Raw genomic sequence first — 16611 nt, forward strand, 5'->3', positions numbered from 1 at the left:
TGGTGATGATGGCAGAGAGGTCACACCCGTTCCCATACCGAACACGGAAGTTAAGCTCTCTAGCGCCGATGGTAGTTGGGACCTTGTCCCTGTGAGAGTAGGACGTCGCCAAGCAAAAACCTAAGTCGTTTCGACTTAGGTTTTTTTGTATATATTTTTATTTGCCAAATGTAGTAATCCATAAATTTAGCAATGCTAAAAAAGAAAAAAGAAGAGGCTGTTTAAAATAATAGCGATTTGTTTTGGTTTTCCAGGTTTTCCGAACGAACTTAGAATAATTCCGATAATGGACTAATTATTTCTACAAGCAGTATAGGTTTGAAGTAATGATAGTAGAAAAAGTGAGATGTTATAAAGGAAGAATCAATAATTGCACCAGTTACTGCGATGAAAAAAATAAATATGACCATACATTAAGGTTCTGCATAATTAATCCACCTATAAATTAGTGTGAACTTATAGTAATAGTATCATGAGCTTCACTTAAATATACAAAAAATGATATTACTTGAACCTTAATTTGATTACTTCTTCTTATGCTAAGGTTATACATAGTATGAATTTGAAAATACATAACTGTTATTGTGATAAATTTAGAAAATGAAATTCGATTAAATCCTGGTTAAGGTATTTTATCGCTACATGGCTAGATCTTCATATGATTGCATCTTATACGCCTATCCTAATTCCCTTTCCCACTTGCATATATTTTCACTTCTTCTTTTGAATATAACTAAAACACGAACGATATCAATAACTAACAAAAAAACATTCGATTATTTGTTGACATGGCTTATGAAATGTTGTTAATATATCCATAGAAACAATATTATATCGCACCTCATATAATCGCGGGGATATGGCCTGCAAGTCTCTACCTAACGACCGTTATTCGTTAGACTATGGGGGAAAGTCACTCGGTATTTTTCTATTCACAAGGGATACGTATGCCTGAGTAGAGCGCTTTCTCTCATAGTAAAAGAGAAACTGTTCTATTTCAGGCTTTTTTTATTTGAATCGGGGGGATTCTAATATGAAATCACTAGTTGGAGTCATAATGGGAAGCACGTCAGACTGGGAAACAATGAAATATGCTTGTGACATTTTAGATGAATTACACATTCCGTATGAGAAAAAAGTTGTATCCGCTCATCGGACTCCAGATTATATGTTTGAATATGCAGAAACAGCTCGTGAACGTGGATTAAAGGTTATTATTGCTGGAGCTGGGGGAGCCGCTCATTTACCAGGGATGGTTGCAGCGAAGACAAATCTTCCTGTAATCGGTGTTCCTGTTCAATCAAAAGCGTTAAATGGTTTAGATTCTTTACTGTCTATCGTTCAAATGCCAGGAGGGGTTCCAGTTGCGACTGTTGCGATTGGTAAGGCTGGTTCAACAAACGCAGGACTACTTGCAGCACAAATACTTGGATCATTTCATGATGACATACATGACGCATTAGAACTCAGACGAGAAGCAATTGAGAAAAATGTGCGTGAAGGTAGTGAACTGATATGACAAGAATCATTTTACCGGGAAAAACAATTGGAATTATTGGCGGTGGCCAGCTTGGAAGAATGATGGCGCTAGCAGCGAAGGAAATGGGTTATAAAATTGCTGTATTAGATCCGGCAAAACATTCACCATGTGCACAAGTTGCTGATATCGAAATTGTTGCATCTTACGATGATTTGAAAGCGATTCAGCATTTAGCGGAAATAAGCGATGTTATCACATATGAATTTGAGAATATTGATTATAGATGTTTACAATGGCTTGAAAAACATGCGTATTTACCACAAGGCAGTCAGTTATTAAACAAAACGCAAAATCGTTTTACAGAAAAGAATGCAATCGTAAAGGCTGGTTTACCAGTAGCACCATATAGACTTGTGAAGAAGCAAGATGAACTTTTAGAAGCAATTACGGAACTTTCCTTTCCTTGTGTGTTAAAAACAACAACAGGAGGATATGACGGAAAAGGGCAAGTTGTTTTAAGAAGTGAGACGGATGTTGTAAGAGCAAGGGAGCTTGCCAGTCAAGCTGAATGTATTCTTGAAAAATGGGTGCCATTTGAAAAAGAAATATCAGTTATTGTAACTCGTAGCGTAAGTGGTGAAACGAAGGTATTTCCAGTAGCTGAAAATATTCACGTTAATAACATCTTACATGAATCCATCGTACCAGCTCGTATTACAGAAGAGCTTTCACAAAAAGGAATTGAATATGCACAGGTACTAGCGGATGAACTGCAGCTTGTGGGAACACTAGCGGTAGAGATGTTTGCTACGGCAGATGGTGAGATTTATATTAATGAATTAGCACCAAGACCTCACAATTCTGGACATTATACACTGGATGCATGTGAAATAAGTCAATTTGGGCAACATATTCGAGCAATCTGTAATTTACCTCTTGGAGAAACAATTTTGTTAAAACCAGTTGTCATGGTAAACATTTTAGGCGAACATATAGAAGGGGTCCTAAAGCAAGTGAATAGATTAACCGGGTGCTATTTACACTTGTATGGAAAAGAAGAAGCAAAGCTGCAGCGTAAAATGGGGCATGTAAATATTTTAAATGAAAATGTTGAAGATGCTTTAGACAAAGCGCAAGAATTGCATATTTGGGACCATCAAGAACAACTGTTGGAGGGAAAAAAATGATTAGTCGTTATACACGCCCTGAAATGGGTGCGATTTGGACAGAAGAGAACAAATTTAAAGCGTGGTTAGAAGTTGAGATTTTAGCATGTGAAGCATGGGCCGAACTTGGTGATATCCCAAAAGAAGATGTGAAAAAAATTCGTGAACATGCAGCATTCGATATGGAGCGTATTTATGAGATTGAAAAAGAAACACGTCATGATGTAGTTGCTTTCACTCGTGCTGTATCAGAAACACCAGCATTAGGTGAAGAACGCAAATGGGTACATTACGGTTTAACATCTACAGACGTAGTAGATACAGCTTTATCTTATATCTTAAAACAAGCAAATGAAATTCTACTAAACGACTTAGAAAATTTCATTACTATTTTAGCTAACAAAGCAAAAGAGCATAAGTACACAATTATGATGGGAAGAACACACGGTGTTCATGCAGAACCAACAACATTTGGTTTAAAACTTGGTCTTTGGTATGAAGAAATGAAACGTAACTTAGACCGTTTCAAACAAGCAGCTGATACAGTTCGCGTTGGTAAATTGTCTGGTGCAGTTGGTACATACGCGAACATTAATCCATTCGTAGAAAAATATGTTTGTGAAAACTTAGGGCTAGAAGCAGCTCCGATTTCAACACAAACATTGCAACGTGATCGTCATGCACATTACATGTCAACACTTGCATTAATCGCAACATCTATTGAGAAAATGGCAGTCGAAATTCGTGGTTTACAAAAGAGTGAAACACGTGAAGTGGAAGAGGCATTTGCGAAAGGGCAAAAAGGTTCTTCTGCAATGCCACATAAACGAAATCCAATCGGTTCTGAAAATATGACTGGTTTAGCTCGTGTTATCCGTGGTTATATGATGACATCTTACGAGAATGTTCCATTATGGCATGAACGTGATATCTCACATTCTTCTGCAGAACGTATTATCTTACCAGATGCAACAATCGCATTAAACTACATGTTAAATCGCTTTGGTAATATCGTGAAAAACTTAACGGTATTCCCAGAGAACATGAAGCGTAATATGCAAAGAACATACGGTTTAATTTACTCTCAACGCGTAATGCTTACGCTAATCGACAAAGGTATGGTACGTGAAGAAGCTTACGATATCGTACAGCCTAAAGCGATGGAAGCTTGGGAGACACAAGTACAATTTAAAGAGCTTGTAGAAGCTGATGGGCGTATTACAAGCAAATTAACACAAGAAGAAATCAACGAATGCTTTAACTACGAGCATCACTTACAACATGTTGATACAATTTTTGAACGTCTTGGATTAAACTGATAATTTTATATGGCACAGAATAGAGTGATTCTGTGCCATTCTTTATAAAAAAAATATTCATATTTTTCAAACTACAGGGGGCTTGCGAAATGCAAAAGCTAGAATTGCTGTATGAAGGTAAGGCAAAAAGAATTTATCGTACAGAAGCAGCAGATATGGTTTGGGTAGAGTACAAAGATAGTGCTACTGCTTTCAATGGGGAGAAAAAAGCGACAATTACAGGAAAAGGTCGTCTGAACAATGAGATTACAACTCTTTTATTCAGAAAGTTACAAGAAGTGGGAATCAAAACACATTTTGTTGAGAAGCTGTCAGACACAGAACAACTTGTGAAAAAGGTAAGCATTATTCCATTAGAGGTTGTCACAAGAAACGTAATTGCAGGAAGTCTTTCAAAGCGATTAGGAATGGAAGAAGGAACTGCACTTGTAGCACCAATCGTAGAATTTTACTACAAAGATGATGATTTAGGAGATCCGCTTGTAACAGAAGATCATATCCGTGTGTTAAACGTTGCAACGCCAGAGCAAGTAAGTACATTAAGAGAAAAAGCTCTACAAATCAATCAAGTATTGATTGAGCACTTCGCAAGCTGTCGTGTAAGATTAGTAGATTTTAAATTAGAGTTTGGGCTAACAGAAGAAGGCGAAATCGTATTAGCGGATGAAATTTCACCAGATACTTGCCGTTTATGGGATAAAGAGAGTAATGARAAATTTGATAAAGATGTATTCCGCCGTGATTTAGGTAATTTAACAGAGGCATATGAAGAAATTTTAAAACGTTTAGGGGGAGCTTCACATGTATAAAGTTAAGGTATATGTAACATTAAGAGAGAGCGTATTAGATCCACAAGGAACAGCAGTGAAAGGTGCTCTTCACAGTCTTTCCTTTACAGAAGTACAAGATGTCCGCATTGGTAAATATATGGAGTTAACAATCGATAAATCAGTAACTGATCTGGATAGCAAGGTAAAAGAAATGTGTGAAAAACTATTAGCAAACGTTGTAATGGAAGATTATCATTACGAAGTTGAGGAGGTTGTCGCACAGTGAAATTTGCCGTAATCGTTTTTCCAGGTTCGAACTGTGATGTTGATATGTTTCATGCAATTAAAGATGAGCTTGGCGAAGAGGTAGACTACGTTTGGCATGATGCAGAGAATTTAGATGAATATGATGCAATTCTTTTACCAGGAGGCTTCTCTTACGGTGATTACCTTCGCTGTGGTGCTATTTCTCGCTTCGCCAATGCAATGAAGGCTGTACAAAAAGCAGCTGAGCAAGGAAAGCCGATTTTAGGCGTATGTAATGGATTCCAAATTTTAGTTGAGTCAGGATTGTTACCAGGTGCACTAATGCGAAATGAAAACTTAAAGTTTATGTGCCGTACTGTTCAGTTACGTGTTGAAAATAACGAAACGATGTTTACATCGCAATATGAAAAAGGTGCAGTAATCAATATTCCAATTGCACATGGTGAAGGAAATTACTACTGCGATGAAGCAACTCTTAAAGAATTAGAAGAAAAGAACCAAATTGCATTCCGTTATGTAGACAATCCAAACGGAAGCGTTTCAGATATTGCAGGTATTGTAAATGAAAAAGGAAATGTACTTGGCATGATGCCACATCCAGAGCGTGCTGTGAGTGAATTGCTTGGCGGCGCTGAAGGGTTAAAAGTCTTTCAATCTATTTTGAAACATTGGAGGGAAACATATGTCGTTAATGCTTGAACCAAATCCAACACAAATTAAAGAAGAACGTATATATGCGGAAATGGGGCTAACAGACGAAGAGTTTGCCATGGTTGAAAAGATTTTAGGTCGTTTGCCGAACTACACAGAAACAGGACTATTCTCTGTTATGTGGTCAGAGCACTGTAGTTATAAAAACTCAAAACCAGTTCTTCGTAAGTTCCCAACAACAGGAGAGCGTGTACTACAAGGACCTGGTGAAGGTGCAGGGATTGTAGATATCGGTGATAACCAAGCGGTTGTATTTAAAATGGAAAGCCATAATCACCCTTCAGCAATTGAGCCATATCAAGGTGCGGCAACGGGTGTTGGTGGTATTATTCGCGATGTATTCTCTATGGGAGCACGTCCAGTAGCATTATTAAACTCACTTCGCTTCGGTGAACTACAATCACCACGCGTAAAATATTTATTTGAAGAAGTAGTTGCAGGGATTGCAGGATACGGTAACTGCATCGGTATTCCAACTGTGGGCGGAGAAGTACAGTTTGATCCGTGTTACGAAGGAAACCCACTTGTAAATGCAATGTGCGTTGGTTTAATTAATCATGAAGATATTAAAAAAGGGCAGGCGCATGGTGCTGGTAATACAGTGATGTACGTAGGTGCTTCAACAGGACGTGATGGCATTCACGGTGCAACTTTCGCATCAGAAGAATTATCTGAGAGTTCAGAAGCGAAACGTCCAGCAGTACAAGTAGGCGATCCATTTATGGAGAAACTTCTTATTGAAGCATGCCTAGAGCTAATCCAATCTGATGCTCTTGTCGGAATTCAAGATATGGGAGCAGCTGGTTTAACATCATCTTCTGCAGAAATGGCAAGTAAAGCAGGAATGGGTATTGAAATGTACTTAGACGATGTACCACAACGTGAAACAGGTATGACACCATACGAAATGATGTTATCTGAATCACAAGAACGTATGTTGATTGTGGTGAAAAAAGGTAGAGAACAAGAAATTGTAGATTTATTTGAAAAGTACGGACTTGCGGCAGTTACGATGGGGAAAGTAACTGAAGATAAAATGCTTCGATTATTCCATAAAGGTGAAATGGTAGCGGAAGTACCAGCGGATGCATTAGCAGAAGAAGCACCAATTTATCATAAGCCTTCAAAAGAGGCAACGTACTTTAAAGAGTTCCAAGAAATGAAGATGGAAACGCCGAAAGTAGATAACTATAGAGAGACATTACTAGCTCTATTACAACAACCAACGATTGCAAGTAAAGAGTGGGTATATGATCAGTACGATTATCAAGTACGCACAAGTACAGTTGTTACACCAGGATCAGATGCGGCAGTTGTACGTGTACGTGGTACAGAGAAAGCATTAGCAATGACAACAGACTGTAACTCTCGCTACATTTACTTAGATCCTGAAATGGGCGGTAAAATTGCAGTAGCAGAAGCAGCACGTAATATCGTATGTTCTGGTGGAGAACCACTTGCAATTACAGATTGCTTGAACTTTGGTAACCCAGAAAAACCAGAGATTTTCTGGCAAATTGAGAAGTCAGTAGATGGTATGAGTGAAGCTTGTCGCACATTACAAACTCCAGTTATCGGCGGAAACGTATCAATGTACAATGAACGTAGTGGTGAAGCTGTATATCCAACACCGACTGTTGGTATGGTAGGTCTTGTTCATGACTTAAAACATGTAACAACACAAGAGTTTAAGCAAGATGGCGATCTTATTTATGTAATTGGTGAAACGAAAGCTGAGTTTGGTGGAAGTGAATTGCAAAAGATGGTATACGGTAAAATCTTTGGTCAATCACCAAGCATCGATTTAGAAGTAGAATTAAAACGCCAAAAACAATTACTAGAAGCTATTCAAGCAGGACTTGTACAATCTGCACATGATGTTGCAGAAGGTGGTTTAGCGGTTGCGATTGCTGAAAGTGCAATTGGCGCTAAAGGCTTAGGTGCTACTGTGAAATTAGGTGGAGAAGCAACAGCGGCATTATTCGCGGAATCACAATCACGCTTTGTCATAACAGTAAAACGTGAACAACAAGAAGCATTTGAGAAATCAGTAGAAGCAATTCAAGTTGGGGAAGTCACAAATACGAATGAAGTAACAATTCACAATGAAGAAAATGAAGTATTACTTACAGCAAATGTTGATGAAATGAGAAAGGCTTGGAAAGGGGCAATCCCATGCTTGCTGAAATAAAGGGGTTAAATGAAGAATGTGGCGTTTTCGGAATTTGGGGGCATGAAAATGCAGCACAAGTTACGTACTACGGATTGCATAGTTTGCAGCACCGTGGGCAAGAAGGCGCGGGCATTGTTGTCAATAACGGGGAGAAAATTGTTGGCCATAAGGGGTTAGGTTTAGTATCAGAAGTGTTTTCAAGAGGTGAGCTAGAAGGCTTAAATGGAAAATCAGCAATTGGACACGTGCGCTATGCGACAGCAGGCGGAAGTGAAGTAGCAAATGTGCAACCATTACTATTCCGTTTCTCTGATCATAGTATGGCGTTAGCTCACAACGGAAATTTAATTAACGCAAAAATGCTTCGCCGTGAATTAGAGGCAGAAGGAAGTATTTTTCAAACAAGTTCAGATACAGAAGTACTGCTTCATTTAATTAAACGTAATACAAAAGGTTCACTAATCGAGAGCGTAAAAGATGCATTGAACAAAGTAAAAGGCGCATTTGCGTATCTTTTACTAACAGGAAACGAAATGATTGTTGCACTAGATCCGAATGGATTCCGGCCACTTTCAATTGGGAAAATGGGGGATGCGTATGTCGTAGCATCTGAAACATGTGCTTTTGATGTAGTTGGTGCAACATACATTCGTGATGTAGAACCTGGAGAACTACTTATCATTAATGACGAGGGTATTCAAGTAGATCGTTTTACAAACGAAGTAGACCATGCAATTTGTAGTATGGAATACATTTACTTTGCTCGTCCAGATTCTAATATTGCTGGCATTAACGTTCATGCAGCACGTAAAAATATGGGAAAACGTTTAGCGACGGAAGCTCCAATTGAAGCAGATATTGTAACAGGTGTTCCAGACTCTAGTATTTCGGCAGCGATCGGTTATGCAGAAGCAACAGGAATTCCATACGAATTAGGATTAATTAAAAATCGTTACGTTGGTCGTACCTTTATCCAACCTTCTCAAGAATTGCGTGAGCAAGGGGTAAAAATGAAGCTTTCAGCAGTACGAGGCGTGGTTGAAGGAAAGCGTGTTGTAATGATTGACGATTCCATTGTACGAGGAACAACAAGTAAACGTATTGTGCGCATGCTTCGTGAGGCAGGAGCGACAGAAGTACATGTGAGAATTGCTTCTCCGCCACTTAAGTACCCATGTTTCTATGGAATTGATATTCAAACGAGAAAAGAATTAATTGCAGCAAATAACTCTGTAGAAGAAATACGTCAAATCATCGGTGCAGATTCTTTAACATTTTTAAGTGAAGATGGCTTAGTAGATGCAATTGGACGTCCATATGAAGGGAAATACGGCGGCTTATGTATGGCTTACTTTAATGGAGATTATCCAACAGCTCTTTATGATTATGAGCAAGAGCTTTTAGAAAGTATGAAATAAAAAGGCGAGAAGCTTCTACTTCATTTTAAGTAGAAGCTAGCTTTTTCCTAAAACATACTCTATAAAGAGAGTGCCCGCTTGGGTGGGAGAAATTAAAAGACGAGGTGTAAAAAACGATGGCGAATGCATATAAGCAAGCAGGAGTGGATATTGAAGCTGGATATGAAGCGGTATCTCGCATGAAAAAACACGTACAAACAACAATGAGAAAAGAAGTACTAGGCGGTCTTGGCGGTTTTGGAGGTATGTTTGATCTATCAAAATTTGCATTAGAAGAACCTGTATTAGTATCTGGAACAGACGGCGTGGGTACAAAATTGATGCTCGCTTTTATGATGGATAAACATGACACAATTGGTATTGATGCAGTAGCGATGTGTGTAAATGATATTGTTGTCCAAGGGGCAGAACCGCTTTTCTTCCTTGATTACATTGCTTGCGGTAAAGCAGAACCTAGTAAAATTGAAAACATCGTCAAAGGTATATCAGAAGGTTGTCGCCAAGCGAGTTGTGCATTAATTGGTGGAGAGACAGCTGAGATGCCAGGTATGTATTCCACTGAAGAGTATGACTTAGCTGGTTTTACTGTTGGAATTGTTGATAAAAAGAAAATTGTAACAGGTCAGTCTATTGAAGCTGGTCATGTATTAATTGGTTTAGCATCTAGTGGTATTCATAGTAACGGGTATTCTTTAGTACGAAAAGTGTTATTGGAAGACGGACAGCTATCTTTAGATCGTATACATGGTCGCTTAGAACTACCTCTTGGTGAAGAACTATTAAAACCAACGAAAATTTATGTCAAACCTATTTTAGAACTATTGAAAAAGTATGAAGTGTATGGCATGGCACATATTACAGGTGGCGGCTTTATTGAAAATATTCCACGTATGTTGCCGGAAGGAAGCGGTGCAGAAATTGAACTAGGTTCTTGGCAAATTCAACCGATTTTCAGCTTACTTCAAGAGGTTGGAAAATTAGAAGAAAAAGAAATGTTCAATATTTTTAACATGGGTATTGGTATGGTAGTTGCAGTAAAAGAAGAAGATGCAAAAGCTGTTGTTCAACTTCTTGCAGAACAAGGAGAAAAAGCACATATTATTGGACGTACTGTAAAAGGATCAGGTGTTACTTTTAATGGAGGCGCAGAACTATGAGTAGATTGGCAGTCTTTGCCTCTGGGAGCGGCTCTAACTTCCAAGCACTAATTAATGCAGTGGAAGAAAAAAGATTACATGCTGAAATTAGTTTGCTAGTATGTGATCAACCCGAGGCACGTGTTATCGGACGAGCGCATTATCATCATGTTCCATGCTTTGCTTTTTCAGCGAAAGAATATGAATCAAAAGAAGCATTTGAAAATGGGATATTAAAAAAACTGCGAGAATACGAGATTGATTGTGTTATTTTGGCAGGATATATGCGTCTTATCGGGCCAACATTATTAGAAGCCTATGGTGGGAAAATCATTAACATTCATCCATCATTATTACCGAGTTTTCCAGGGAAAGATGCTGTTGGTCAAGCATTAGAAGCGGGTGTGAAAGTAACTGGTGTGACAATTCATTATGTAGATGCAGGGATGGATACAGGACCAATTATCGCACAAGAAGCAGTAACAGTTTCTGAAACGGATACGAGAGAGAGTTTACAAAAGAAAATTCAGCAAGTTGAACATAGATTGTACGTAGATACGGTGAACGAAATCGTTCAATTTATAGAAGAGCCAACTGTTAAATAACATTCAACTAGGGGTGAAGGATAAATGAAAAAGCGTGCATTAGTAAGTGTTTCGAATAAAACAGGCGTTGTAGAATTTGTTAAAGGATTACTTGAACAAGGGATTGAAGTTATTTCAACAGGCGGAACGAAAAAATTATTAGAAGAAAACGGCTTACAAGTCATCGGGATTTCTGAAGTAACAGGTTTCCCAGAAATTATGGATGGACGTGTGAAAACATTACATCCAAACATCCATGGTGGTTTACTTGCAGTACGTGACAATGAAACTCATGTAGCGCAAATGAATGAATTAGGTATTGAGCCAATAGATTTTGTTGTTGTAAACTTATATCCATTTAAAGAAACAGTTGCTAAACTTGATGTGACATTTGCTGATGCAATTGAAAATATTGATATCGGTGGTCCAACAATGATTCGTTCAGCTGCGAAAAATCATAAATTTGTATCAGTAATCGTTGATCCAACAGATTATGATGTTGTACTAGCTGAGTTAAAAGAAAACGGTGAAGTTACAGACGAAACAAAACGTAAATTAGCAGCAAAAGTATTCCGTCATACAGCGGCATATGATGCATTAATTTCAAACTATTTAACTGAACAAATGGGAGAAGAAAGCCCAGAAACATTAACAGTAACATTCGAGAAAAAACAAGATTTACGTTACGKAGAAAACCCGCATCAAAAAGCAACATTCTATAAAGCACCATTTGCAGCAACGTCTTCTGTTGCATATGCAGAGCAGTTACATGGAAAAGAGCTATCTTACAACAATATCAATGACGCAGATGCAGCGCTTAGCATCGTGAAAGAATTTACAGAACCAGCAGTGGTAGCAGTAAAACATATGAACCCATGCGGAGTTGGTGTTGGTACTGATATTCATGAAGCATATACACGTGCTTACGAAGCAGATCCAGTATCGATCTTTGGCGGCATTATTGCAGCGAATCGTGAAATTGATAAAGCTACAGCAGAAAAATTACATGAAATTTTCTTAGAAATTATTATTGCACCTTCCTTCTCAGAGGAAGCATTAGAAGTGTTGCAAAGTAAGAAAAACTTACGCCTTTTAACTGTAAATATTGAAAAAGCAGTAAATGCAAGTAAAAAATTAACTTCTGTACAAGGTGGCCTTCTTGTTCAAGAAGAAGATACGCTAGCGCTAGATGAAGATACAATTACAGTTCCAACAAAACGTGAACCAACAGAGCAAGAATGGGCCGATTTAAAACTAGCTTGGAAAGTTGTCAAACACGTAAAATCAAATGCAATTGTTTTAGCAAAAGATAATATGACAATTGGAGTTGGAGCCGGACAAATGAACCGCGTTGGCTCAGCGAAAATTGCTATTACACAAGCTGCTGATAAAGCACAAGGTAGTGCGCTTGCATCTGATGCGTTTTTCCCAATGCCAGATACAGTAGAAGAGGCCGCTAAAGCAGGGATTACAGCAATCATTCAACCAGGCGGATCGATTCGTGATGAAGATTCTATTAAAAAAGCTGATGAGTTTGGCATTGCGATGGTGTTCACTGGCGTACGTCATTTCAAACATTAATAGAGGAAGTTTAAAAAGTCCGGTCAAGATAACYKTCGCATKTCKTCGTTGCAWTGCCAGTSCGGTAYTCATGTAGTGWCAGCTACACTCYGTGTCCTCCTGGCARMTGCGCCTCGAACTGCTCGGTTCTCTTGATCCTCCTTTTTAAACTTATATTGTCAGAAGAAGTTCAAAAAGTCCGGTCAAGATAATCTTCTTTTTGAGCATGAACGAGTAGAAACAAACTAGGGGCATTGCTCCTGGTTTGTACTTATTTGAATAATGGAGGATGACATATGAATGTTTTAGTAATTGGCCGCGGTGGACGTGAGCATGCTTTAGCTTGGAAGTTTGCACAGTCTGAGCAAGTGGAAAAGGTATATGTAGCACCAGGAAATGAAGGTATGAGAGATGTGGCAACGCCAGTTGCTATTGATGAAAATGATTTTGATACACTTGTTCTGTTTGCGAAAGAGAACAATATAGGTTTAACATTCGTCGGTCCCGAAATTCCGCTTATGAATGGGATTGTCGATCGTTTTGAGGCAGAAGGACTTCGTGTTTTTGGTCCGAATAAAGCAGCGGCCGTGATTGAGGGCAGTAAAGCTTTTACAAAAGAATTGATGAAAAAGTACGATATTCCAACAGCAGCATATGAAACGTTCACGAATTATGAGGAAGCAGTAGCGTATATTCAAAAAATTGGTGCACCAATTGTTATTAAAGCGGACGGTTTAGCAGCTGGTAAAGGTGTAACAGTGGCAATGACGTTAGAAGAGGCATTACAAGCTGTAAAAGAAATGCTGCAAGATGTGAAATTTGGTGAAGCAAGTAAAAAGGTTGTTATTGAAGAGTTTTTAGATGGACAGGAATTCTCTTTAATGGCATTCGTAAATGGAACAACTGTTTATCCAATGGTAATTGCACAAGATCATAAACGCGCTTTTGATGGTGATAAAGGACCGAATACAGGAGGAATGGGTGCATATTCTCCAGTACCACAAATTCCAGAATCAGCGGTTGAAGTAGCGATTGAAACGGTTTTACATCCAACCGCTCAGGCGATGATCAAAGAAGGTCGTTCATTTACAGGTATTTTATATGCAGGCCTTATTTTAACAAACGAAGGCCCAAAAGTAATTGAGTTTAATGCTCGTTTTGGAGATCCGGAAACAGAGGTTGTACTGCCTCGTTTAGACAATGATTTAGTTGATGTATGTAATAGCGTTTTAGATGGAGAAAAATTAGTACTTAAATGGTCCGAAGAAGCGGTTATTGGTGTCGTACTTGCTTCAAACGGATATCCGGAAGCATATGAAAAAGGCGCTATTATTCGCGGATTAGATACATTAGAAGATGCAATTGTTTTTCACGCAGGTACAGCTATGAAGCATGGAGATTTCGTAACAAACGGTGGTCGTGTACTATTTGTTGCTTGTAAGGAAAAAAACTTACAAGAAGCGAAGGATAAAGTATATAAAGAGATAGAAAAAATCGAGAGTGATGGTTTATTTTATCGAAGTGATATCGGATATCGCGCAATTGAAAAGGTCGATTGCTAGAAGCTAACATGTTTTATGTTAGCTTCTTTTTTGGTTTAATAGTTTTTATGAAAAAAGCAAGTTCTAATAATAAAAGTAGTATATTATCTAGTTGGCTCAGATATTCCGAGTTTCTCCATTTTTCTGTATAGCGTTCGTACACTTACTCCTAAAGCAGCAGCGGCTTGTTTTTTTCCTTCATAATCATAACCATAGTCATGAAGTTTTTGAATAATGCTTTCTTTTTCAGCCTCTTGTAATGCACCATGTTGTTTTGTGGATGAACGCAGCAAATCCGAATTATTTTGAAGAAATGCTGGTAGTGATGATTCAGTTAATTGGCCGCTTTTCTCCATATTCATGCTATATTCTAAAACATTCTCTAGCTCACGAATGTTCCCGGGCCAGTGATATTGCTTTAACTTTTCTAAAAAATCATCTGTATGAGTTTGAATGAATCTTCCTGTTCTTGTTTGTAATTTTTCAATTAAGAAGGGAACTAGTTTTTTTAAGTCTTCTTTTCGCTCTCTTAATGGTGGCAAATGGATAGGAATAACATTTAGTCTGTAGTAAAGATCGGAACGGAATTGTTTAGATTCCATCAATTTTTCTAATGATTGATTAGATGCAGCGATAATCCGGATATTCACTTTTTTAGGAAGTGTTCCACCAATTCTTTGTACAACACCATCTTGCAGCACTTTCAATAGTTTTGGTTGTAAATGGAGAGGGAGATCGGCAATTTCATCTAAAAATAGTGTTCCTCGATCAGCCATTTCAAAGTAACCTGGTTTTCCTTTTTTTCTTGCTCCCGTAAATGCGCCTTCCTCATAGCCGAAGAGTTCACTCTCGAATAACGATTCAGGAATACTAGCACAATTTATTTCAATGAAATCTCCCCTTTGGAACATGCTTTGTTCATGAATTAGTTTTGCCATTAAGCTTTTCCCCGTCCCGGTTTCTCCTGTAATCACGATAGAGGAAGTACTACTTTTCATATTTTTTAAGATTTCTTTTATGTTTTGTAATGTATAGCTGTTTCCAAGGATATATTCAGTTTGTTTTAATTTTGTTCCTATTTTGGAAGTAGAATAATTCATTTCATGGATAATCTCAGTAATAATTTCTTTTAATTTTTCCATCCAATAGATAAAGTCTTTTTGCTGATCGAGTAATTTTTGTTGCTTATCTTTGGAAAAACTAACGAATGAAAGATAGCCATAGTGGCGTTCATTTTGAATCATATTTTGTATAATTTCTGCAGTTGATGGACAGCTCTTTTGAAAGTGACAACCATGACACATATTCATATGTCCTGGCTTATGTACAAAGGTAATGGGATGCTCGTATAGTTTTTGGAAAAAGGGGAGGTAGACACGTTCTCCTTTTTTCTTTTTATATTCTTCCGTTGAAGAAACTAATAGCCCTTCATGGTTGAAATAGGCAATTTCTATTTGTAAGAGTTCGGAAAAGGTATAAATAATTTTTGTGATTGCTGTGATTGTAGACAATTTAGAACCTCCTCTCTATTATATAACCATTGTATGATAATTCTTAAAAATACAAAAGTGTCAAACGTTTGTCAAAAATGTCAAACAATCGTACTAAGATTGCTTGCTATGATAAGGATTTTCTATGCAATAACATTGGCATGATTTTTGCTTAATAAAAAGCAGATGCAAATAAAGGAGGCTTTTTATGGAAAGAGATTATTTTCAATTAAAGGATAAAGTGGCGGTTGTAACTGGGGCGGCATCAGGAATTGGGTATGCGACTGCAACAATTTTTGCTGAAGTAGGGGCTACCGTTATTCTTTTAGATATTGATGAAGAAAAAGGTATGCAGGCCGCACAGAGTTTACGAGATGATGGACAGCGAGCAGAGTTTTTGAAGTGCGATGTAACAAGTGAGTTAGATTGTAAGAATGTCAGTGAACGTATTAGGCAGGTATATGGAAATGTAGATGTGTTGTTTAACAATGCGGGAATTATTAGAAGAAAAACAGTTGTTGAATTAGAGGAAAGGGAATGGGATTCAGTTATTAATGTTTCATTAAAAGGTGTATATCTTTTATCTAAATATATCATTCCAATTATGGCTGAAAAGCAAGGTGGGAGCATTATCAACACAGGTTCCGGATGGGGGCTAAAAGGAGGCGATAAAGCAGCTGCTTATTGTGCTGCGAAGGCCGGGGTTGTGAACTTAACGAAGGCGATGGCAATTGATCATGGTCCGCAAAATATTAGAGTGAATTGTATATGTCCTGGTGATACAGATACACAGTTACTACGTGACGAGGCGAAGCAATTAAATGTGGAAGAGGGAACATTTTTGAAAGAGTCAGCAACAGATCGGCCTCTATCAAGAATTGGTACGCCTCGTGATATCGCAAAAGGTGTTTTATTTTTAGCTAGCGATTTGTCATCTTGGGTGACAGGAACAGAACTTGTTGTTGATGGTGGAGGTTTAGCATAATTGAAAGAATT

Annotated in this window: 14 protein-coding genes, 1 rRNA gene and 1 riboswitch; of the genes, 14 read left to right on the forward strand and 1 reads right to left on the reverse strand. The window is 38.0% G+C overall.

What is annotated here, in order from left to right; all coding sequences use genetic code 11:
* The 13 genes from rrf to purD form a co-directional block, all read left to right on the forward strand.
* A 5S ribosomal RNA gene (rrf, locus tag AC1DIT_RS12885) occupies positions 1 to 114 on the forward strand; the annotation flags it as partial.
* A 707-nt stretch (positions 115 to 821) separates the two neighbouring features.
* Positions 822 to 923: riboswitch (purine riboswitch) on the forward strand.
* 110 nt (positions 924 to 1033) lie between these two features.
* Complete coding sequence (gene purE / locus AC1DIT_RS12890; RefSeq protein ID WP_000839362.1) at positions 1034 to 1519, forward strand: 5-(carboxyamino)imidazole ribonucleotide mutase; 486 nt, start codon at positions 1034 to 1036, stop codon at positions 1517 to 1519.
* Positions 1516 to 2667 carry a 5-(carboxyamino)imidazole ribonucleotide synthase gene (gene purK, locus AC1DIT_RS12895; protein WP_016132491.1) on the forward strand — a complete coding sequence of 384 codons (1152 nt, stop codon included), beginning with the start codon at positions 1516 to 1518 and terminating at the stop codon, positions 2665 to 2667. Before purE ends, purK begins: the two co-directional genes overlap by 4 nt.
* Complete coding sequence (gene purB / locus AC1DIT_RS12900) at positions 2664 to 3965, forward strand: adenylosuccinate lyase (protein ID WP_016132492.1); 1302 nt, start codon at positions 2664 to 2666, stop codon at positions 3963 to 3965. The genes purK and purB overlap by 4 nt, the downstream gene beginning before the upstream one ends.
* Before the next feature lie 89 nt (positions 3966 to 4054).
* Entirely contained in the window at positions 4055 to 4774 is a 720-nt protein-coding gene (purC, locus tag AC1DIT_RS12905) for a phosphoribosylaminoimidazolesuccinocarboxamide synthase (RefSeq protein WP_016132262.1), read from the forward strand.
* Positions 4767 to 5021: a phosphoribosylformylglycinamidine synthase subunit PurS gene (gene purS, locus AC1DIT_RS12910; protein WP_016132493.1), complete on the forward strand. Its 255-nt coding sequence runs from the start codon at positions 4767 to 4769 to the stop codon at positions 5019 to 5021. The genes purC and purS overlap by 8 nt, the downstream gene beginning before the upstream one ends.
* The gene (gene purQ / locus AC1DIT_RS12915) at positions 5018 to 5701 is read left to right on the forward strand and encodes a phosphoribosylformylglycinamidine synthase subunit PurQ (protein ID WP_016132494.1); all 684 of its coding nucleotides are present in this window, start codon (positions 5018 to 5020) and stop codon (positions 5699 to 5701) included. The genes purS and purQ overlap by 4 nt, the downstream gene beginning before the upstream one ends.
* Positions 5685 to 7904, forward strand: coding sequence for a phosphoribosylformylglycinamidine synthase II (purL, locus tag AC1DIT_RS12920; protein ID WP_016132495.1), 2220 nt, complete (start codon positions 5685 to 5687; stop codon positions 7902 to 7904). The genes purQ and purL overlap by 17 nt, the downstream gene beginning before the upstream one ends.
* The gene (purF, locus tag AC1DIT_RS12925) at positions 7889 to 9304 is read left to right on the forward strand and encodes an amidophosphoribosyltransferase (protein WP_016132266.1); all 1416 of its coding nucleotides are present in this window, start codon (positions 7889 to 7891) and stop codon (positions 9302 to 9304) included. The genes purL and purF overlap by 16 nt, the downstream gene beginning before the upstream one ends.
* A 116-nt stretch (positions 9305 to 9420) precedes the next feature.
* A complete protein-coding gene (gene purM / locus AC1DIT_RS12930; protein WP_016132496.1) occupies positions 9421 to 10461 on the forward strand; it encodes a phosphoribosylformylglycinamidine cyclo-ligase in 1041 nt (346 codons plus the stop codon).
* Positions 10458 to 11045 (forward strand): phosphoribosylglycinamide formyltransferase, encoded by a 588-nt coding sequence (gene purN / locus AC1DIT_RS12935; protein ID WP_016132268.1) that lies wholly within the window; start codon positions 10458 to 10460, stop codon positions 11043 to 11045. Before purM ends, purN begins: the two co-directional genes overlap by 4 nt.
* 24 nt (positions 11046 to 11069) lie before the next feature.
* Positions 11070 to 12605, forward strand: coding sequence for a bifunctional phosphoribosylaminoimidazolecarboxamide formyltransferase/IMP cyclohydrolase (gene purH, locus AC1DIT_RS12940; protein ID WP_476998224.1), 1536 nt, complete (start codon positions 11070 to 11072; stop codon positions 12603 to 12605).
* Positions 12606 to 12880: 275 nt separating this feature from the next.
* Complete coding sequence (gene purD, locus AC1DIT_RS12945; RefSeq protein WP_016132270.1) at positions 12881 to 14146, forward strand: phosphoribosylamine--glycine ligase; 1266 nt, start codon at positions 12881 to 12883, stop codon at positions 14144 to 14146.
* 83 nt (positions 14147 to 14229) lie between these two features.
* On the opposite strand, the gene AC1DIT_RS12950 is transcribed toward purD, so the two are convergent.
* Positions 14230 to 15636: a sigma-54 interaction domain-containing protein gene (locus tag AC1DIT_RS12950; RefSeq protein WP_016132498.1), complete on the reverse strand. Its 1407-nt coding sequence runs from the start codon at positions 15634 to 15636 to the stop codon at positions 14230 to 14232.
* Positions 15637 to 15823: 187 nt separating this feature from the next.
* Between AC1DIT_RS12950 and AC1DIT_RS12955 the strand changes: the two genes are divergently transcribed.
* Positions 15824 to 16600, forward strand: a complete 777-nt coding sequence (locus AC1DIT_RS12955; protein ID WP_016132272.1) for an SDR family NAD(P)-dependent oxidoreductase — start codon at positions 15824 to 15826, stop codon at positions 16598 to 16600.
* Positions 16601 to 16611 lie beyond the last annotated feature (11 nt).

It is taken from the genome of Bacillus sp. 05T22, assembly GCF_056396765.1.